Below are 18,605 nucleotides of genomic sequence, written 5' to 3' on the forward strand. Positions count from 1 at the left end.
GCCCCTGCGGCCCCTGCGGCCCCTGCGGCCCCTGCGGCCCCTGCGGCCCCTGCGGCCCCTGCGGCCCCTACGGTTCCGACGTCTCCGATTCCAGGCTCGCCCGGGTCTGTGGGCCGTACACCCCCAGGGGGTCGCCCTGGATGCCCCGGGTCAGCTGGTACGTGCTGACGGCGTTCTCCACGGGGTGCGTGTAGACGCCGTTCACGTCACCGTCGTACAGGTTCAACTCCCACAGCCGGTACTCCAGTTCGACGACCTGTGGGCCGGAGTCCCCGCGCTCCAGGACCGCCGCGTTCGCCGGGGCGGCCGGCGCGGAGGCGGTGGGGGAGGGGGGCCGGGAAGGCGTCCGGCTCGGGGTCGGCGACGGCGACGGTGAGCGTGTCGGGGTGGGTGAGGGGCTCGGCGGGGGCGGCGCGGGTATGGAGCGTGCCGTCGAGCGGGACGGGGCGGAGGTGTCGTGCGCCGAGGGGGTCGCGGTGGCCGGCGGCGGCACGTCCGGGACGCTCTCCCTGACCTCCGGGGCCGCGTCGTCGCGGGACGGCGTGTGGTACGAGAACAGCGCGACACCGGCCGCCGCGACGACCGCCACGCCCGCGCCCGCCGCGGCGATCAACGCGGTACGGCGGAACCGCCGGCGCCGGACCGGCTCCCCGGGTGTCCCGGCGGGCGCGGACGCGGGGCCGGGCTCGCCGGGGGCCGCCGTGAGGAGCCGTACATCGGCGGATCCGGCCACCGGGCGCAGCGGCAGCGTGGCCTCGACGGGCGGGAGAACGGGCGGGAGAACGGGTGGGGGAGCGGGCGGGGGATCCGCGCCGTCCCCGGGCCCCACGTCCACGTAGGGCCTGATCCGCAGCGGGTCGAAGTCCTCCGCCGCTGCCGCCTGTGCCGTACGCGTCCGGCGCACCGCCTCGGCCGTGCGCTCGGCGCAGTCGCAGGACGGGGCGCCCGCCGCGTCCCTCGGTGTGCCGCACTCCGGGCAGGCCGTGCCCTTCTCCCCGGTCACGTTCGTCCCCTCCCCTGGAACCCCCGACCCCCGAAGCCACACAGGCTATGCCCATTCCCTCCACATCCGCAGGACTCGACAGGCCATAAACGGCGACACCGCCCAGGATGGAAAGGGCGCATCCCAGCCCCGAGCCCCGGGAGGTCTCCATGGCCCTGGACACGCACGGTGCGGCGAAGGACGTGAGCGGGGAGGAACACGTGGCGCGCGGCGTGTTCGTCTCGATCGGGGCGCTGCTCCTCGGCCTGCTGCTCGCCGCGCTCGACCAGACCATCGTGTCGACCGCGCTGCCCACCATCGTCAGCGATCTCGGCGGCCTCGAACACCTGTCCTGGGTGGTCACCGCCTATCTGCTGGCCTCGACCGCCGCGACCCCGCTGTGGGGCAAGCTCGGCGACCAGTACGGGCGCAAGAAGCTGTTCCAGACCGCCATCGTGATCTTCCTGATCGGCTCGGCGCTGTGCGGCATGGCGCAGAACATGCCCCAGCTGATCGGCTTCCGGGCGCTCCAGGGCCTGGGCGGCGGCGGGCTGATGGTGCTGTCGATGGCGATCGTCGGCGACATCGTGCCGCCTCGCGACCGGGGCCGCTACCAGGGCCTGTTCGGAGCCGTGTTCGGCGCGACCAGCGTGCTCGGACCGCTGCTCGGCGGACTGTTCACCGAGCATCTGAGCTGGCGCTGGGTGTTCTACGTCAACCTGCCCATCGGTATCGTGGCGCTCGCCGTGATCGCCGCCGCCCTGCGCATACCGGTGCGCAGCGCCCGCCACGTCATCGACTACCTCGGCACCTTCCTGATCGCCTGCGTCGCCACCTGCCTGGTCCTGGTGGCCTCCCTCGGCGGCACCACCTGGGCCTGGGGCTCCCCGCAGATCATCGCCCTCGCGGTGGCCGGCGTGCTGCTCGCGGTCGCGTTCGTGGCCGTGGAGCGCCGGGCCGCCGAGCCGGTGCTCCCGCTGGGCCTGTTCCGCATCCGCACCTTCACTCTCTCCGCCGTCATCAGCTTCATCGTGGGTTTCGCCATGTTCGGCGCGATGACCTATCTGCCGACGTTCCTCCAGGTCGTGCACGGTGTCTCCCCGACCATGTCCGGCGTGTACATGCTGCCGATGGTCTTCGGGCTGCTGCTGTCCTCCACCGTCTCCGGGCAGATCGTCAGCCGCACCGGCCGCTGGAAGGTCTTCCCGGTCACCGGTACCGCCGTCACCGCCATCGGCCTGCTCCTGCTGCACCGCCTGGACGAGACCAGCTCCACCGCCGAGATGAGCACCTACTTCTTCGTCTTCGGCCTCGGCCTCGGCCTGGTCATGCAGGTCCTGGTGCTGATCGTGCAGAACGCCGTCTCGTACGAGGATCTGGGCGTCGCCACCTCCGGGGCCACCTTCTTCCGCTCCATCGGGGCCTCCTTCGGCGTCGCCATCTTCGGCACCGTCTTCGCGAGCCGCCTCGCCGACAAGCTCACCGCCGCCTTCGCGGGCGTCCGTCTGCCGCCCGGGGTGAACGCGGACACCCTCAAGGCCGACCCGCGCGGCATCGCGGCCCTGCCGCCCGCCCTGCGCCCCGCCGCCCTGCACGCCTACGCGTCCTCCATCACCGATGTCTTCGTCTACGCCGCCCCCGTCGCCCTCCTCGGCTTCCTGCTGGCCTGGCTGCTCAAGGAGGACCCGCTGCGCGGCTCGGTCACCGCGCCGGACGTCTCCGAGACCCTCCCGCCCAACCCGGTCGAGCGCTCCTCGTACGACGAGGTGTGCCGCGCCCTGTCGGTGCTCGGCACCCGGGAGGGGCGGCGCGAGATCTACCGGGACATCACCGAGCGGGCCGGGTACGACCTGCTGCCCGCGGCCAGTTGGCTGCTGCTGCGCATCCGCCGCGGCGGCTCCGTGGAACCCGGCGTGCTCGCCGAGCGCAGCCCCGTCCCGCTGGAGGCCGTCATGGCCGCCGCCCGCCAGGTCGAGGAGCGTCGGCTGGCCGAACGCCGGGGCCTGGACCTGTACTTGACCGCGACCGGCCGGGAGGCCGCCGAACGGCTCGCCGTGGCCCGCGAGGAGTCGCTCGCCGAACTGCTCGGCGACTGGTGGCAGCCCGGCCGCTCCACCGACCTGGTGAGACTGGTCAGGGAACTGTCCACGGAACTGTGCGGCGCCGAACGCGAACGCCCGCACACCGTGCCCGAGCCGCATCCGCACAACACGCCTGATACCAGGCTCAGTTGACCGGTTCCCGCTCCTTGCGGAACCAGTGCTCGGCGTACCGGTCGGCGTTGTGGGGTCCGGTCTCGGTGTAGCCGAGGCGGGCGTACAGGGCGCGGGGCTCGACCAGGTCGCCGCGGGTGTCGAGGACGAGCCGGCGGGCGCCGAGCGCGCGGGCGGCGTCCTCGGCGGCGGCCACCAGCAGTGCCGCCCCGCCCTTGCCGCGCCTGCCCTCCGCCACGAACACCCGGGTCAGCTCGGCGGTTTCGGGATCGAGCAGCCGTACGCCCGCGCTGCCGGCCGGTGTCCCGTCGTACCGTCCCACCAGCAACCGCCCGCTCGGCGGGGCGAGTTCGGCGCCCGTGGCGGCCGCGATCTCCCGTTCCAGCTCCGCCGGATCGGTGCGGTGGCCTTCGTACCGCAGGTACCAGCGGTCGCTGACCTCGGTGTAGTACGCCCGCCACAGCGCGGCGGCGACCGGGGAGCCGGGCGCCTCCGGGGTGATGGTCCACATCGTCATGCGGGCCATTGTGGGACGCGGGCCCGGACCGGTCCGAGCGGTTTTCCGGGCCCGGCGGCCCCGGTGTGTGCCCGCGCGCCGTTTGTGAGCGGGGTTCCGGGTGACCCGCAAGGAAGGACCGGTCCGCCGGACCGGTCCGCGATCCGAGCGGAAGGCAGCCATGTCCACTGGTTTGATCATCTTGCTGGCCGTGATCGTGGCGCTCGTGGTCGTCGCCGCGCTGGTGACGGTGCTGATCGGTCGCCGCAGCGGCGCCGGACCCGGTCTGAAGCGGCGGTTCGGCCCCGAGTACGAGCGGACCGTGGCCGCGCACGACGGGGACACCCGGGCCGCCGAACGCGAGCTGAACGAGCGCGTCGAACGCCACGGCGAGCTGCGCGAGCGGCCCCTCGCCCCCGAGGAGCGGGACCGGTACGCGGCCCGCTGGACGAGCGTCCAGGAACATTTCGTGGAGTCCCCGCGGCAGGCGGTGGCCGAGGCCGACCAGCTGCTCGGGGAGGTCGCCACCGTGCGCGGCTACCCCGACGGCGGCCGCTACGACGAGCAGCTGGCCGCGCTGTCCGTGCACCACGCCGACCACGTCGACGGCTACCGCCGGGTGCACCGGATGGCCCGAGCCGCCGGGACGAGTGCCGCGCCCGGTGCCGAGACCGAGGAGATGCGGTCGGCCCTGGTCGGGGCGCATGAGCTGTTCGACGACCTGACCGGCACCGGCAGCGGCACGTCGGTCTCCGGACGGCACCGCGCGGCCTGACCCGGGCGACCCCGGCAGAGCCGCGGCGAAGCCTCAGCGATGCCCAAGCGATGCCCCAGTGATGCCTCAGCGAAGCTTCAGCGAAGAAGGGACGAACACCATGCCGGACAGGAGAAACGGCCCCGGTGACGAGCGGTACCCCAGCAGCAGCCGCTACGCCCGCCCGCCGGACGCGGAGTGGACGCCGGAGACCGAGCAACGGGAAGAACACGGTACGGAGGGGCTGCGGCCCGGTACCGAGGGGATGGGCGCGACAGGACGCGATCCGGGCACGCTCGGGCGGGAGCCCGGTATGGCCGGACCGGGACGGGAGCCGGGAGCGGCCGGACGCGATCCCGGTTCGAGCGGACGCGATCCGGCGTCGACCGGGCGCGCGCCGGGCATGGCCGGAGCCGGACGGGAGCCGGGAATGGCCGGACGCGATCCGGAGACGGGCCGACGCGAGCCGGGGATGGCCGGACCGGGACGTGACCCGGATGCGGCCGGGCGGGACCGGTCCATGACCGCGCGCGGCGAGTCCGGCCTCGGGACGTCCGCGCCCGCCCCGGACATGGCGCGGATGCCGGACGACGGGCTCGGCGCGCCCTCGCCCGGGGACCTCAGCGGACGTGAGGCGCGCACCACCGAGGGCACCGCGTCGGACGCCTGGCCCGCGACGACGGGCGACGGGGCCGCGGGCGCGTCCTCGTCCTCGGCAGCCACCGCCCCGCTGCTGCCGCACGAGGAGGCCGAGCGGTGGGAGGAGCGGATGCGGCAGGTGGCGGCCGGATTCGTGGACCGGCCCAGGGCGGCCGTGGAGGAGGCCGACCGGGCGCTGGAGGAGATCGCCGCCCGGTTCGGGGACGCCGTGACGAGGCGCCGGCGCAGCCTGCGGATGTCCTGGGAGGACGGCGAGGAGCGGAGCCCGGCGAACGAGACCGACACCGAGCAGCTGCGGCTGGCGATGCGGGACTACCGCGACCTGGCGGAACGCCTGCTGCACAGCTAGGGACACAGCCCCGCGCCGCCCGTATGTCCCCCGGGCGGCGCGGGGCACCCCGGCGGCGGCAGGCGGCCGTCAGAAGGCGATGCGGACCTTCAGCGCCGACCGGTCGTCCATGGCGCGGTAGCCGTCCGGGACACCGTCGAGGCCGACGGTCCGGTCGAACACCGGGGCGGGGTCGACGACGCCCGCCAGGACGTCGTCGAGCAGTTCGGGTATGTAGGCGCGGGCCGGGGCGACGCCGCCCGCCAGCGTGATGTTGCGGTCGAACATCTGGCTGATGTCGACGCCCGCGCTGCCGCCGTGGGGCACGCCCACGTAGCCCACGGCGCCGCCGTCGCGGGCGATGGACAGGGCGGTGCGCATCGACTCCTCGGTGCCGACGGCCTCCAGCACGGCGTGGGCGCCCCGACCGCCGGTCAGTTCACGGATCGCCTCGATCGCGGCCTCGCCCCGCTCCGCGACGACGTCGGTGGCACCGAACGAGCGGGCGATGTCCGTGCGGGCCCGGTGGCGGCCGAGCGTGATGATCCGGTCGGCGCCGAGCCGTCGGGCGGCGAGCACACCGCACAGGCCGACGGCGCCGTCACCGACGACCGCGACGGTGGCGCCGGGCCGCACCCGCGCCGAGACGGCGGCGTGGTGCCCGGTGCTCAGCACGTCGGACAGGGCCAGCAGGCCGGGGACGAGCTTGTCGTCGGTGGCGGCCTCCCGGGGCAGCCGGACCAGGGTGCCGTCGGCGTACGGCACCCGGACGGCCTCGCCCTGGCCGCCGTCGGAGCCGACCTCGCCCCAGAAGCCGCCGTGCGGGCAGGAGGTCTGCAGACCGGCCCGGCAGTGGTCGCAGGTGCCGTCGGACCAGACGAAGGGCGCGACCACGAAATCGCCCGGCGCGAAACCGTTGACCTCGGAGCCGGTCTCCTCGATCACACCGAGGAACTCGTGCCCGATGCGCTGCCCCGGCACGCGCGAGGCCACTCCCCGGTAGGCCCACAGGTCGCTGCCGCAGATACAGGCGCTCACCACCCGCACCACCGCGTCCGAGGGCTGCTGGATCAGGGGGTCCGGCACCTCTTCGATCCGGATGTCGTTCGGGCCGTGGATCACGGTGGCGCGCATTGCGGGAACTCCTGATGCTGCGGAACGGGGGAGACGCCCAGCGTCGCCGCCCGGCGTTCCCCCTGTCCAGCTACATCCTCTACAGCAGTCGCTTAAGCTGAGCTGATGCTCGATGTACGACGGCTCGTCCTCCTGCGCGATCTGGCCGCCCACGGCACCGTGACCGCCGTGGCCGAACTGCACCGCGTCACCCCCTCCGCCGTCTCGCAGCAGCTCCGGCTCCTGGAGGAGGAGACCCGCACCAGCCTGCTGGAACGCACCGGGCGCTCCATCCACCTCACGGCGGCCGGACGCCGGCTGGCCGAGGACACCGAGCACGTGCTCGACGCCCTGGAACAGGCGCGGAGCCACCTCCACAGCGAGGCCGCGGAACCGGCCGGCCCGCTCCACCTCGCCTGCTTCCCCAGCGCCCTCGTCCCGCTGGCCGCCCCGCTCGGCCGAGCGCTGCGGAACACCCACCCGGGCCTGCGTCTGCACATCACCGAGGCGGAGCCCGAACCGGCGGCGCGCCTGCTGCTCCAGCGGCGGGCCGACCTTGCGCTGACCTACCGCTACACGAACCTGGCCGACCCCACACCCTCCGGTGTCGAGTCCCACGTCCTGGGCGTCGACCCGCTGGTCGCCGTACTGCCGCGCGAGCACCCGGCGGCCCGGCCGGAGGGTGCCCCCGTCGAGCTGCGGGAGCTCGCGGACAGCGACTGGATCGGCGCCCCCGCGCACACCGCGTGCGGGACCGCCGTCCTGCACGCCTGCCGGTCCGCCGGATTCACCCCGCGGGTACGGCACACCTGCACCGACTTCACCGCCATGATCGCCCTGGCCGCGAGCTGCGGCCTCCCCGTCGTCCTGCCCCGCATGGCGGCGGCCCAGCTCCCGCCGGGGCTCCTCGCCCGGCCGCTGGACGACCCCTCGCTCGCCCGCACCATCGAGGCCGCGGCACGGCGCGGAGCGATGCGGGAACCCCCGGTCGCGGCCTGCCTGGAGGCGGTACGGGCCCTCGTCCCGGACGCCACGGGCGACGGCGCGATCAGGCCCGCGTCCCCCTGAGCCGCCGCCACCGCGCCACGACGTCCTCCACGTCGTACGGCTTCTTCCCCAGCGGGGGACCCGGCGGCGGCTTGAACATCATGTCGCGGATCTTGACGTTGACGTCCTCGATGATCTTCCGGGCCATCCGCTCCGAGGGCGCCGCGCAGGCCGCCGTCAGCGCGTCCTCGGCCTCCTTGCGCAGGGCCAGGGCGGGCGGCAGCACCGCGAGGCCCTCGCGCGCCATCTTCCGCTTGACCCACCACAGCTCGTCGTAGGCGGACTCGACCTCGGTGGGCAGCGGCTCGCCGACCCCCGGCAGCCGCTCGAACTCGCCGCGGGCCTGGGCGTCCTGGATCTGTTTGTCGACCCAGCTCTCGAACGGGACGCCGGGTGGCTTTCGCTCGGTCATGACCCCAGTGTGCCGGACGGCGCCCGGCCGCGCGTTCTATCATGCGGCGGCGGCGCGCGGGGCAACGGCCCGTCGCGCAACGAGTTCTCAGGGGGAACGCAGGTGCTCGAACTCACCATGGCCACCGTCTCCGCGGCCGACGCGGGGGCCACGGCCGGCATGACGATGGCACAGGCGCCGAGCGAGCCGGGCGCGGTGCTGCGGGTCGGCCGGGACGCCGCCGGATGCCGGCTGGTCACCCCCGAGGACTGGCTGTTCGTCTCCCGCGTCCACCTGGAGTTCCGCTGCGGCCCCGACGGCGTCTGGCACCTGACCTGGCTGTGCGGATCCCAGCCCGACCCGGCGTCCGAGGTGCGGCTGACGGCCCGGGGGAGCACGCAACTCCTGGACTACGGCGCCACCGTGCCGCTGCCGCGCGGGGGCTCGGGCGAGATAGTCGTCCAGGACCGCAGCGGCCCGCGCAGCGTCAACGTCGGCTTCTACCAGGAGGTTTGAGAGCCGGGCGTCAGCCCAGCACCCGGGCGAGCGCGAAGCCGTCGTACCCCTTGGAGCCGACCGTCTGGATCGCCGTGCCGCTGAGCCTCGGGTGGGAGGCGATCAGCTCGATGGCCGTACGGGTGCCGACCACGTCCGGCTCGGTGGCGTCCGGGTCGGCGACGCGGCCGCCGCGCACCACGTTGTCCAGCACGATCAGGCTGCCCGCGCGGGTCAGACGCAGCGCCCACTCCACGTAGTGGGCGTTGTTGGCCTTGTCCGCGTCGATGAAGACCAGGTCGAAGGGGGCCGGGTTCTCGTCGGCCAGCTTGGGCAGCGACTCCAGGGCCGGGCCCACCCGCACCTGGGCGATCCGGTCCAGGCCCGCGCGCGCGATGTTGCGGGTGGCCACCTCGGCGTGCCGGGCGCTGTACTCCAGGGTGACCAGCCTGCCGTCCTCGGGCAGGGCGCGGGCCAGCCAGATGGTGCTGTAGCCGCCGAGCGTGCCGATCTCCAGGATGGTCCGCGCGCCCTGCACCTGGGCGAGCAGCTGGAGCAGCTTGCCCTGGGCCGCGGTCACCCCGATGGGCGGCAGCTCGGCGGCGTCGTTCTCCCGCAGGGCCGCCCGCAGTGCCTCGTCGTCGGGCGAGAGGTTGCTGATGAAGTAGTCGTCGACGTCGTCCCAGAGCTGCTGCCCGCTCATGCGCCTGCTGCCTTTCCCGAGTGCCTGCCGAGGCCCGTTGCCGCCGCCGTTCGATCATCTCAGCTGGGCGGTGGGGAGGGGCAGAGAATCGGCCGGGCTCGCGGGATCACCGCGTTCGGGCCAGGGGCGGGGGCGGGGCGACGGGCGGCGGGGGCGGCACGGGCCGCCGTGCGCGTCGTACGGCGAGGACGGCGAGCGCGGCCACGAGGAGCAGGGCGAGGCCGCCGACCGTGAGCAGCCAGGCGGGGACGCCGGCCACCCGGTCCAGCTCGTCGTCGTAGATCACCTGCTGGACCGGGGTGTCGGTGGCGGCCCGGCGCAACTCGTGGTCGCCGTCGATGCGGGCGGGCTGCGGGAACTGCTGGGTGAGCGCGGTCAGGTACGGCGTGCCGTGGGCGAGGGCGCCGAGGGCGCCGCCGGGGGCGGCGAGGCGGCCGGCGTAGACCGTGCGCGGCGGCAGTCCGCCGATCGCGGTGGCCGGCTCCATGCGGTGCGCGGCGAGGACGTACAGGCCGAGCGACTGGGGGGTGGTGGCCAGCCGGGACAGCCGCATCGGGTAGACGGCGCGGTCGGCGGCGAAGGTGAGGTGCAGCGGGTCGAGGGCGCCGCGCAGGGCCGTGCCCGCGGTGTCGGGGGCGAGGCGGACGGCGACGTACTCCCAGTGCTCGGCCACGTACGGCGCGAGGGCCGTCTTCAGCCGGTCGGGGAGCGTGAAGCCGTTGGCCCGCAGCCAGGTGGCCAGGGCGGCCGGGTCGGTGGCGGTCAGCCGCGCCACGTCGAACGGGCCGAGGCGCTGGCGTCCGACGACCCCCACGGCGGCGCCGGGCGCCGGGGCGGCGGCGGTGCCGTCCGCGTGGCCGTCGAAGGGCCAGTCGCCGTCCTGCGGCCAGAAATGGTGCCGGGTGCGGTGCGCGGGGGCGACGGCCCGGGCCAGCTGGTCGAAGACGGCGGGGTCCCCGAGGCGGACGGTGGCGCGGTGCGGGACGGGCATGATCCAGGCGGCGTCGCGGGCGTCGCCGGTGACGGTCAGGCGCATGACGATCTGCTCCTGGCGGCCGTCCCAGCGCAGGACGGACTGCTCGTCCGACACGGCGATCCGCTGGGCCGGGTCCACGACCATGGCACCGCAGCCGCAGGCCCAGGCGGGAGAGATCAGCCAGGTGAGCTGGATGCCGAGGAGTGTGAGTACGACCGAGAGTATGCGTGCGGTCCTTGGCGTGCGCAATGTCCGTCCCCCGTCTTGCGGTTACGACCGGTACGGACGAAGGAGGCGGGACCGCGGTTCCGGGACGTGGGGCGCCCGTGAGGGGCGCGGGGAACCGCGCGACGAGCCACGACGGCCCGCACCCGGCGATTCACCCGTGCCCCTACGGCGCCTACCGGCCCTCCACCGCCGGGGCGGAACCCGGCAGGGGCCGGCCCGCCGTCTCCGACATCCGCCACACCGCGAACCCACCGACCACCGCCGCGGCCATCATGTAGTACGCGGGCATCATCATGTTCCCCGTCGCCCCGATCAGCGCCGTCACCACCAGCGGCGTCGTCCCGCCGAACAGCGACACCGACACGTTGAACCCGATGGACAGCGACCCGTACCGCACCCGCGTCGGGAACAGCGCGGGCAGCGCGGCCGGCATGGCCGCCGTGAAGCAGACGAGCAGCAGACCCAGCGCGCCCATGCCGAGCGCCACCGCGAGCAGGCTGCCCTGGCGGATCAGCAGCAGCGCCGGGACGGAGAGGAACAGGAAGCCCGCACACCCCGCCGCGATCACCGGACGGCGGCCGATCCGGTCGGTCAGCGCACCGGCGAACGGCTGGACGATCATCATCAGCGCCATCACGCCGAGCACCACGAGCAGGCCGTGCGTCTCGTCGTACTTCAGCTCACTGGTGAGGTAGCTCGGCATGTACGACAGCAGCATGTAGTCGGTGACGTTGAAGACCAGCACCAGGCCCACGCACAGCAGCAGCGCCTTCCACTGGCCCGCCACCATCTCCCGCAGCGGCACCTTCGGGCGCGAGGCCTCCGCCTTCTCGACCTCCGCCGCGAACGCCGGGGTCTCCTCCAGGCGCATCCGCAGATACAGGCCGATGATGCCCATCGGACCGGCGATCAGGAAGGGGACGCGCCAGCCCCAGGAGAGCAGGTCCGCGGAGGACAGCAGCGCCGTCATCAGCGTCACCAGACCCGCGCCGCCGATGTACCCCGCGAGCGTGCCGAACTCCAGCCAGCTGCCGAAGAAGCCGCGCTTCTTGTCGGGGGCGTACTCGGCGATGAAGGTGGACGCGCCGGCGTACTCGCCACCGGTGGAGAAGCCCTGCACCAGCCGCGCCGCGAGCAGCAGCAGCGGCGCGCCCACGCCGATCGAGGCGTAGGAGGGGATCAGACCGATCGCGAACGTGCCCGCCGCCATCATGATCATGGTGAGCGCGAGGACCTTCTGCCGCCCCACCCGGTCGCCGAGCGGGCCGAAGACCATGCCGCCGAGCGGACGCACCAGGAACGCCGCCGCGAAGGCGCCGAACGTCGACAGCAGCTGGGCCGTCGGGTTGCCGGACGGGAAGAAGACCTTGCCGAGGGTGACCGCGATGTAGCTGTAGACACCGAAGTCGAACCATTCCATGGCGTTGCCGAGCGCGGCCGCCTTCACGGCGCGTTTGACGAGCGCGGGATCGGTGACGGTGACGTCGCGGGCGGCCGCCGGAGCGGCCCCGCGGGCCTTCAGCTGGGAGGTGACGGCTGTGACGGTCGCCAAAACGGGGCTCGCCTGCCTTTCGTCGGGGACAAGGACGCGGCCCCGACGGCGAGCGCGGAAACGCCTGACGTACGAAGGGCCGAAAATCGACCATAGGCGCGGGTTGCGCCCTTACGTGACGTGCACAGATGCCTGCATACCGCAGCTAAAGGGCGCGTCAACTGGTAACTCTGCCCGCTCTCGGCCGACTGATCCGCGCTCCCGCTGTGATGCTTCTCGCGCCCCCGCACCGCAACCGGAACCCCCGCGCACTATCGTCATCGGGACAAAAGGGTTGCGGGCGCCAGGTGAACCGGGGGTTGCCTGCGTCCCCTTCCGGGGGGTCTGCGAGCCTCGTAGGGTTGCGCAGAGGTGACCCGACGTGAACGACGCACGGCCGGGACGAAAACGGGGCGGGAGGCCGACGAGGCGTGGCGAACGTGGAACACGGCGGGGGACCGAGGGACGGCTTCGGGACACCGGACGCCGAAGGACGGCTGCGGGCGGCGCGGCTCGCGCTGTGGGCGGTGGCCGCCGTCCTCGCGGTCCGGCAGCTGACCGCCGTCCTGACCACCCCGAGCGGCAAACGCCTGACCGACCTGGAGACATGGGTCGGCCCGAACGGCGTGCTGCACGTCAAGGGCTCCCTGTACGACTCCACGCAGTTCACCGGCACACCGTTCGCGGGGCTCGTGCTCAAGCCGCTCACCCGGGCCGCTGAGGCCGCCCTCGGCTGGAGCTGGACCTTCGCCAGCCTGCTGCTGGTGGTCGCGCTCGGCCTGATCGCCGCCCGCGCGCTGCCCCAGCCGGTGAGCCGGCGCACCTCCCTGCTGGCCGCGCCGGTCGCCATCAGCCTGCTCATGCTGTCGCTGCCGGTGCGCAACGCGCTCCGGCTCGGGCAGACCAGCATCATCCCGGTGCTGCTGGTGCTGCTCGCCTGCTTCGCCGTACGGGGGGAGCGGGCGAGCGGGCTGTGCCTGGGCCTCGCCGCGGCCCTCCAGCCCACCGTGCTCCTCTTCGCGCCGCTGCTGTGGTTCACCGGCCGCCGCCGGGCCGCCCTCAGCGGCGCCGGCACCTTCGCCGCGCTGACCGCGCTCGCCTGGGCCGCGCTGCCGCACGACTCGGTCACCTACTGGCTCCAGCACACGGCCGGTGTGGGCCTCGGCGGCAAGGCCGACGCCCTCGGCAACCAGTCCCTGCACGGCGCGCTGCTGCGCCTCGGCCTCACCGGCCCGCTGGAGATCGCGCTGTTCCTGCTGCTCGGCGCGGCCGTCTCCGTCCTCGCCCTGCGCCGCGCGGTCCGCTACGCGCACGACGGGCAGCTGCTGCTCGCCGTGGCGATCACCGGCTGCGCCGCGGTCGCCGTCTCGCCCACCACCTGGCAGCACCAGCTGCTGTGGCTGCTGCTCGCGGTGGTCGGCCGGGTCGGCCGCCGGGCCTCGGACCGCAGCGTGTGGCCGGTCGCGGTGGTGCTGGTGATGACCCTGCCGGCGAAGATGATGCTGCCGAACACCCCGGCGCTGTACGCCCTGCGCGACGACCTGGTGCTGGTCGCGGCGCTGGCCGCCGCCGTCGCCGTACCGTTCCTGTCCCGCACCTCGCCGTACTACCAGGAACCCGTCCCCACCGAGTACGCCCCCGCGGTCCCCGCCCGCTTCCGGCACATCCCGCTGCTGCCCTTCCTGCGCCGGGTCCTCACCCGCCCGAACCTGCTGCTGGAGCTGCTGCTGATCCGGGTCGTGTACGCCGCGTACGCGCAGGTCCGGCTGGCCGCGGGCGCCGGCGGGGACGACCGGGGTCGGGCCACCGCGGAGCACCACGGGCGGATCGTGGTCGACATCGAGCGGTTCCTGCACATAGACATCGAGCACTGGCTCAACCACACGGTGGCGGGGATCGGCTGGCTGCGGGACTTCTTCGACTTCTACTACGAGTCCTTCCACTTCGTGCTGCCGCTCACGGTCCTCGCGGTCCTGTACTGGCGCCGTCCCGTCGACTACCGCTGGGCCCGCACCTCCCTCGGCTTCGCCACCTTCCTCGCCCTGATCGGCTTCTGGCTCTTCCCGCTGGCCCCGCCGCGGCTGATGCCGGGCCTCGGCTTCATCGACACCGTGCACGGCGCGCAGGACCTCGCCCACCCGGACTACGGCGCGATGACGGCCCTCACCAACCAGTACGCGGCGATGCCCTCGCTGCACTTCGGCTGGTCCCTGTGGTGCGGCATCGTCATCATGGTCCTCGCCCCGAAGTGGTGGATGAAGGCCCTCGGCCTGCTGCACCCCCTGTGCACCATCTCCGCCATCCTCGCCACCGCCAACCACTGGGTCCTCGACGCGGTGGGCGGCGCCGTGGTGGTCACCGCGGGCTTCGCCCTGTCGTACGTGGTCCAGGGGCCGCGGGCGGCGCGGGCCCCGGCGCTCACCGAGTCGGGGCTGATGGAACCGGTGCCGGTGACATAGCCGAGCGGGGGCGGTCGCGGCCGCCGGTGGGCACCGGACCGCCGGGGCGCCCGGCGTTCGCTACAGGCGCTGGATGATCGTGCCGGTCGCCAGGCCGCCCCCCGCGCACATCGTGATCAGCGCGAACTCCTTGTCGGTGCGCTCCAGTTCGTGCAGGGCCGTGGTGATCAGGCGGGCGCCCGTCGAACCGACCGGGTGGCCGAGCGCGATCGCGCCGCCGTTGACGTTGACCTTCGACAGGTCCTGCCCGAAGACCCGCGCCCAGCTCAACACCACCGAGGCGAACGCCTCGTTGATCTCCACCAGGTCGATGTCCTTCAGCGACATCCCCGCCTTGCCCAGCACCGCCCGGGTCGCGTCGATCGGCCCGTCGAGATGGAAGTGCGGATCGGCGCCCACCAGCGCCTGCGCCACGATCCGCGCCCGGGGCCGCAGCTTCAGCGCGCGGGCCATCCGCTTGGACGCCCACAGGATCGCGGCCGAACCGTCCGAGATCTGCGAGGAGTTGCCCGCCGTGTGCACCGCCGTCGGCATCACCGGCTTGAGCCGGGCCAGCGCCTCCAGGGAGGTGTCCCGCAGCCCCTCGTCCCGGTCGACCAGACGCCACATGCCCTGACCGGCGTACTGCTCCTCCTCCGTGGTGGGCACCTGCACCGCGAACGTCTCCCGCTTGAACCGTTCCTCCGCCCAGGCGAGCGCCGCCCGCTCCTGGGACCGCAGTCCGAACGCGTCCACGTCCGCGCGCGTCAGCCCCCGATGACGCGCGATCCGCTCCGCCGCCTCGAACTGGTTGGGCAGATCGACGTTCCACTCGTCGGGGAAGGGCTTGCCCGGCCCGTGCTTGGAGCCGGAGCCCAGCGGCACCCGGGACATCGCCTCGACACCGCAGCTGATGCCGATGTCGATGACGCCCGCCGCCACCATGTTGGCCACCATGTGCGACGCCTGCTGCGAGGACCCGCACTGGCAGTCCACGGTCGTCGCGGCGGTCTCGTACGGCAGCCCCACGGTCAGCCAGGCGGTGCGCGCGGGGTTCATGGACTGCTCGCCGGCATGGGTCACGGTGCCGCCGACGATCTGCTCGACCGCGTCGGCGGGAATGCCGGTACGGCCGAGGAGTTCACGGTAGGTCTCGCCCAGCAGATAGGCGGGGTGCAGATTGGCGAGCGCGCCGCCGCGCTTGCCGATCGGGGTCCGGACGGCTTCGACGATCACGGGTTCCGCGGCCATGCGTGCGGGTCCTCTCCGAGAGGGGCGCTCCTCCAGAACTAGAACGCGTACTAGTTCTGTGGTGCAGTCTGGGGACGTGCCGTCCGTCACCGCAAGGGGCGTGCAACCGCCGAAGTCGTAATCTGCACGAATTCCGCACGGATTGGCCGGACGTCGCCCCTTGCCACTTCTGGAACCCGTTATTACGTTCGGGGGACATCAGCTGATGGATCGTCAGATGCCTGTAGACGGATGGCTGGAGCCGCCGATGCACTGCCCCGCGCTGCCCGACGGGTTCGACTTCACCGACCCCGACCTGCTGCACCATCGAGTGCCCCTGCCGGAGTTCGCCGAACTGCGCCGCACCGAGCCGGTCCGCTGGGTACCGCAACCGCACGGCATCGCCGGATTCGCCGACACCGGCTACTGGGCCGTGACCCGGCACGCGGACGTCAAGTACGTCTCCACGCACCCGGAGCTGTTCTCCTCCTTCCTCAACACCGCCGTCATCCGCTTCAACGAGCACATCTCGCGCGACGCCATCGACGTACAGCGGCTGATCCTGCTCAACATGGATCCCCCGGAACATACGCGGGTGCGGCAGATCGTGCAGCGCGGCTTCACGCCACGCTCGATCCGCGCCCTGGAGGACCGGCTGCGCGCCCGCGCCGAGGCGATCGTCGGCGCCGCCCGCACCCGTACGGGGCCCTTCGACTTCGTCACCGAGGTCGCCTGCGAACTGCCGCTCCAGGCCATCGCCGAGCTGATCGGGGTCCCCCAGGAGGACCGCGTGAAGATCTTCGACTGGTCGAACAAGATGATCGCCTACGACGACCCCGAGTACGCCATCACCGAGGAGATCGGTGCCCGGTCCGCGGCCGAGATCATCTCCTACGCGATGAACATGGCCGCCGAACGCAAGCGCTGCCCGGCCCGGGACATCGTCAGCACGCTGGTCGCGGCGGAGGACGAGGGCAACCTGAGCTCCGACGAGTTCGGCTTCTTCGTGCTGATGCTGGCGGTCGCCGGGAACGAGACGACGCGCAACGCCATCACCCACGGCATGCACGCCTTCCTCACCCACCCCGGGCAGTGGGACCTCTTCAAACGGGAGCGCCCGGCGACCGCGGCCGAGGAGATCGTGCGCTGGGCGACCCCGGTCAACGCCTTCCAGCGCACGGCCACCCAGGACACCGAACTGGGCGGGACACCCGTCAGGAAGGGCGACCGGGTGGGCCTCTTCTACGCCTCCGCCAACCACGACCCGGCCGTCTTCACCGACCCCGGCTCCTTCGACATCACCCGGGACCCCAACCCCCACCTCGGCTTCGGCGGCGGCGGACCCCACTACTGCCTGGGCAAGTCCCTCGCCGTGCTGGAGATCGACCTGATCTTCCACGCCATCGCCGACGCCATGCCGGACCTCAGGCTGGCCGACGCCCCGCGCCGGCTGCGCTCGGCCTGGATCAACGGCGTCAAACAGCTCCAGGTGACCACCGGCTGAGACCGTCGCCCGTCCCCTCGGCCGGTCCTCACTCCTTGCCGGAGGCGGACACCGCGAGCACCGCCGAGGCGACGGCCGCGATCAGCAGCGGGATGCCCAGGCCGTGGTGCAGCACCAGCCACGCCCCGGCGAAGGCGCCGCCGAGCATGGCGATCACGGAGGCGGTACGGCGCGGGGAGCGGTGCCCCGTGCCGTTGCCGAGGCGGGAGTCGGCGGCCAGGCCGGTCAGGGTCATGGTCAGCACCGTGGTCGTCAGATCGGGGACCCCGAGCTTGCGGACCGTCGCGTTGCGCACGCCCATCGCGAAGGCCGTGAGGGCGATGAGGGCGTAGACCGTGCCGGTGCGGCCCGGCCAGGCGAAGGCCGCCGCCGCCGACAGCCCCACCAGCACCGCCTCCGCCGCCAGCGTCAGCCGCGCCCAGCGGCGCCGGGACCCGCCGTTCCCGAACCGGGTGGCCACCCGGCCGCCCGCCACCGCGCCGACGAGGAAGCAGCACAGCGAGGTCGCGGTGCGCGGCACCGAGAACCCGGGCGCCCCGGCCGCAGCGAAGCCCAGCACCACCACATTGCCGGTCATGTTCGCGGTGAAGACCCGGCCCAGGCCCAGATAGCTGACGGCGTCGATCAGACCGCTCACCACGGTCAGCGTGATCAGTACGAGCACCAGCCGCAGCCCGCGCGCCTCCGGGTCCGGCGCGGGCGGCGTGGTCGGGGGTGTCGGCGGTGTCGGCGGTGTCGTCACGGTTCCTCCGGTGCGCCGGACGGACAGGGGCGGGGACCACTTCACCACGCGCCGCCCGGCAATGCCCGGACATGCGGAAAGCACCCTCGCCGAGCGGGGCGAGGGTGCTTTCCGAAGTTCTGGCTGCCGAGGGGACGGCTTAGTACCAGTGGTTGGCCTGCCAGAAGGCCCAGGCCTTGGCGGGGCTGCCGTAGCGGGAGTTCATGTAGTCCAGGCCCCACTTGATCTGGGTGGCCGGGTTGGTCTTCCAGTCGGCGCCGGCGGACGCCATCTTCGAACCCGGCAGCGCCTGGACCAGGCCGTAGGCGCCGGAGGAGGCGTTGGTGGCGCTCGGGTTCCAGCCGCTCTCGCGCTGGACGATCTGGCTGAACGCGTTGAACTGCGCGGCGTCCGGGATCATCTTGTGCGCAATCGTCTGCGCCGAGGAGGCCGAGGCCGGGGCGGCGGCCTGGGCGGGGGCGGCGGACAGCGCCATGCCGGCGGTGGCGGCGGCCACGGCGGCGACGGTGAGGGCCTTCTTCGGGGAGGCGATGCGGCGGATGACGGACACGGAGCACCTCTTGCGTCGGGGACGGGAGCGGCCGGCGTGAACCCTGGGGGCTCGTGGTGCCTGGCGACGCCGACCAGATAAGCAGCCCGGAAATCCGTCCGCAATCACCCCTTTTACTAGTTGTGGCCGGATGGAGCGGTAATGGGCGTTCTGTGGCGCAGCTCTCAAACCGCAGGTCGGCGGGGGTGCGGCGCGGGATGTATCGGACATACCGCGCTACGACC

The 18,605-nt window shown here is 73.3% G+C and carries 17 protein-coding genes; 7 read left to right on the forward strand and 10 right to left on the reverse strand.

The window, feature by feature from the left end; genetic code table 11:
- Window positions 1–67: 67 nt before the first annotated feature.
- Complete coding sequence (locus tag QHG49_RS24340) at window positions 68–1,003, reverse strand: peptidoglycan-binding protein (protein ID WP_301491286.1); 936 nt, start codon at window positions 1,001–1,003, stop codon at window positions 68–70.
- A 149-nt stretch (window positions 1,004–1,152) separates the two neighbouring features.
- On the opposite strand from QHG49_RS24340, the gene QHG49_RS24345 reads away from it, so the two are divergent.
- On the forward strand, window positions 1,153–3,216 hold the full coding sequence (locus tag QHG49_RS24345; RefSeq protein ID WP_145485201.1) for an MDR family MFS transporter: 2,064 nt from the start codon (window positions 1,153–1,155) through the stop codon (window positions 3,214–3,216).
- Here QHG49_RS24345 and QHG49_RS24350 read toward each other — a convergent pair.
- Window positions 3,209–3,721, reverse strand: a complete 513-nt coding sequence (locus tag QHG49_RS24350; RefSeq protein ID WP_370530505.1) for a GNAT family N-acetyltransferase — start codon at window positions 3,719–3,721, stop codon at window positions 3,209–3,211. The genes QHG49_RS24345 and QHG49_RS24350 overlap by 8 nt on opposite strands.
- 151 nt (window positions 3,722–3,872) lie before the next feature.
- Here QHG49_RS24350 and QHG49_RS24355 point away from each other — a divergent pair, with 151 nt between their 5' ends.
- Window positions 3,873–4,466: a hypothetical protein gene (locus QHG49_RS24355; protein ID WP_236576267.1), complete on the forward strand. Its 594-nt coding sequence runs from the start codon at window positions 3,873–3,875 to the stop codon at window positions 4,464–4,466.
- A gap of 100 nt (window positions 4,467–4,566) precedes the next feature.
- Window positions 4,567–5,454 carry a hypothetical protein gene (locus QHG49_RS24360; RefSeq protein ID WP_301491290.1) on the forward strand — a complete coding sequence of 296 codons (888 nt, stop codon included), beginning with the start codon at window positions 4,567–4,569 and terminating at the stop codon, window positions 5,452–5,454.
- A 69-nt stretch (window positions 5,455–5,523) separates the two neighbouring features.
- Here QHG49_RS24360 and QHG49_RS24365 read toward each other — a convergent pair whose 3' ends face one another.
- The gene (locus tag QHG49_RS24365) at window positions 5,524–6,567 is read right to left on the reverse strand and encodes a zinc-dependent alcohol dehydrogenase family protein (RefSeq protein ID WP_301491291.1); all 1,044 of its coding nucleotides are present in this window, start codon (window positions 6,565–6,567) and stop codon (window positions 5,524–5,526) included.
- 105 nt (window positions 6,568–6,672) lie between these two features.
- On the opposite strand from QHG49_RS24365, the gene QHG49_RS24370 reads away from it, so the two are divergent.
- The gene (locus QHG49_RS24370) at window positions 6,673–7,614 is read left to right on the forward strand and encodes a LysR family transcriptional regulator (protein WP_159701020.1); all 942 of its coding nucleotides are present in this window, start codon (window positions 6,673–6,675) and stop codon (window positions 7,612–7,614) included.
- Here the strand turns inward: QHG49_RS24370 and QHG49_RS24375 are convergent.
- A complete protein-coding gene (locus QHG49_RS24375) occupies window positions 7,595–8,005 on the reverse strand; it encodes a DUF1992 domain-containing protein (RefSeq protein WP_301491292.1) in 411 nt (136 codons plus the stop codon). The two genes, QHG49_RS24370 and QHG49_RS24375, sit on opposite strands and share 20 nt — an antisense overlap.
- A gap of 102 nt (window positions 8,006–8,107) precedes the next feature.
- Here QHG49_RS24375 and QHG49_RS24380 point away from each other — a divergent pair, with 102 nt between their 5' ends.
- Window positions 8,108–8,500 (forward strand): hypothetical protein, encoded by a 393-nt coding sequence (locus tag QHG49_RS24380; RefSeq protein ID WP_301491293.1) that lies wholly within the window; start codon window positions 8,108–8,110, stop codon window positions 8,498–8,500.
- A 10-nt stretch (window positions 8,501–8,510) separates the two neighbouring features.
- Here the strand turns inward: QHG49_RS24380 and QHG49_RS24385 are convergent, their stop codons facing one another.
- The 3 genes from QHG49_RS24385 to proP all read right to left on the reverse strand — a co-directional run bounded on the left by QHG49_RS24385 (window position 8,511) and on the right by proP (window position 11,938).
- Window positions 8,511–9,182 (reverse strand): O-methyltransferase, encoded by a 672-nt coding sequence (locus QHG49_RS24385; RefSeq protein ID WP_159701014.1) that lies wholly within the window; start codon window positions 9,180–9,182, stop codon window positions 8,511–8,513.
- A gap of 106 nt (window positions 9,183–9,288) precedes the next feature.
- On the reverse strand, window positions 9,289–10,407 hold the full coding sequence (locus QHG49_RS24390; RefSeq protein ID WP_301491294.1) for a DUF2330 domain-containing protein: 1,119 nt from the start codon (window positions 10,405–10,407) through the stop codon (window positions 9,289–9,291).
- A gap of 151 nt (window positions 10,408–10,558) precedes the next feature.
- Window positions 10,559–11,938: a glycine betaine/L-proline transporter ProP gene (gene proP / locus QHG49_RS24395; protein ID WP_145485112.1), complete on the reverse strand. Its 1,380-nt coding sequence runs from the start codon at window positions 11,936–11,938 to the stop codon at window positions 10,559–10,561.
- Between the two features lie 410 nt (window positions 11,939–12,348).
- Here proP and QHG49_RS24400 point away from each other — a divergent pair, with 410 nt between their 5' ends.
- The gene (locus tag QHG49_RS24400; RefSeq protein ID WP_301491295.1) at window positions 12,349–14,376 is read left to right on the forward strand and encodes a bifunctional glycosyltransferase 87/phosphatase PAP2 family protein; all 2,028 of its coding nucleotides are present in this window, start codon (window positions 12,349–12,351) and stop codon (window positions 14,374–14,376) included.
- A gap of 60 nt (window positions 14,377–14,436) precedes the next feature.
- Here QHG49_RS24400 and QHG49_RS24405 read toward each other — a convergent pair whose 3' ends face one another.
- On the reverse strand, window positions 14,437–15,606 hold the full coding sequence (locus QHG49_RS24405) for a steroid 3-ketoacyl-CoA thiolase (RefSeq protein WP_159701008.1): 1,170 nt from the start codon (window positions 15,604–15,606) through the stop codon (window positions 14,437–14,439).
- 247 nt (window positions 15,607–15,853) lie between these two features.
- On the opposite strand from QHG49_RS24405, the gene QHG49_RS24410 reads away from it, so the two are divergent.
- On the forward strand, window positions 15,854–17,089 hold the full coding sequence (locus QHG49_RS24410; protein WP_301492911.1) for a cytochrome P450: 1,236 nt from the start codon (window positions 15,854–15,856) through the stop codon (window positions 17,087–17,089).
- Window positions 17,090–17,117: 28 nt separating this feature from the next.
- Here QHG49_RS24410 and QHG49_RS24415 read toward each other — a convergent pair whose 3' ends face one another.
- Together QHG49_RS24415 and QHG49_RS24420 are read right to left on the reverse strand one after the other, a co-directional pair.
- The gene (locus QHG49_RS24415; protein ID WP_301491297.1) at window positions 17,118–17,831 is read right to left on the reverse strand and encodes a YoaK family protein; all 714 of its coding nucleotides are present in this window, start codon (window positions 17,829–17,831) and stop codon (window positions 17,118–17,120) included.
- 139 nt (window positions 17,832–17,970) lie between these two features.
- Window positions 17,971–18,381: a transglycosylase SLT domain-containing protein gene (locus QHG49_RS24420; protein ID WP_301491298.1), complete on the reverse strand. Its 411-nt coding sequence runs from the start codon at window positions 18,379–18,381 to the stop codon at window positions 17,971–17,973.
- Window positions 18,382–18,605 lie beyond the last annotated feature (224 nt).

It is taken from the genome of Streptomyces sp. WP-1 (genome assembly GCF_030450125.1).
GTDB lineage: Bacteria > Actinomycetota > Actinomycetes > Streptomycetales > Streptomycetaceae > Streptomyces > Streptomyces incarnatus.

Coding starts and splice junctions, on each gene's coding strand:
- QHG49_RS24345 (WP_145485201.1), top strand. CDS start 1,153: ATGGCCCTGGACACGCACGGTGCGGCGAAGGACGTGAGCGGGGAGGAA.
- QHG49_RS24350 (WP_370530505.1), bottom strand. CDS start 3,721: ATGGCCCGCATGACGATGTGGACCATCACCCCGGAGGCGCCCGGCTCC.
- QHG49_RS24355 (WP_236576267.1), top strand. CDS start 3,873: ATGTCCACTGGTTTGATCATCTTGCTGGCCGTGATCGTGGCGCTCGTG.
- QHG49_RS24360 (WP_301491290.1), top strand. CDS start 4,567: ATGCCGGACAGGAGAAACGGCCCCGGTGACGAGCGGTACCCCAGCAGC.
- QHG49_RS24365 (WP_301491291.1), bottom strand. CDS start 6,567: ATGCGCGCCACCGTGATCCACGGCCCGAACGACATCCGGATCGAAGAG.
- QHG49_RS24370 (WP_159701020.1), top strand. CDS start 6,673: ATGCTCGATGTACGACGGCTCGTCCTCCTGCGCGATCTGGCCGCCCAC.
- QHG49_RS24375 (WP_301491292.1), bottom strand. CDS start 8,005: ATGACCGAGCGAAAGCCACCCGGCGTCCCGTTCGAGAGCTGGGTCGAC.
- QHG49_RS24385 (WP_159701014.1), bottom strand. CDS start 9,182: ATGAGCGGGCAGCAGCTCTGGGACGACGTCGACGACTACTTCATCAGC.
- QHG49_RS24405 (WP_159701008.1), bottom strand. CDS start 15,606: ATGGCCGCGGAACCCGTGATCGTCGAAGCCGTCCGGACCCCGATCGGC.
- QHG49_RS24410 (WP_301492911.1), top strand. CDS start 15,854: ATGCACTGCCCCGCGCTGCCCGACGGGTTCGACTTCACCGACCCCGAC.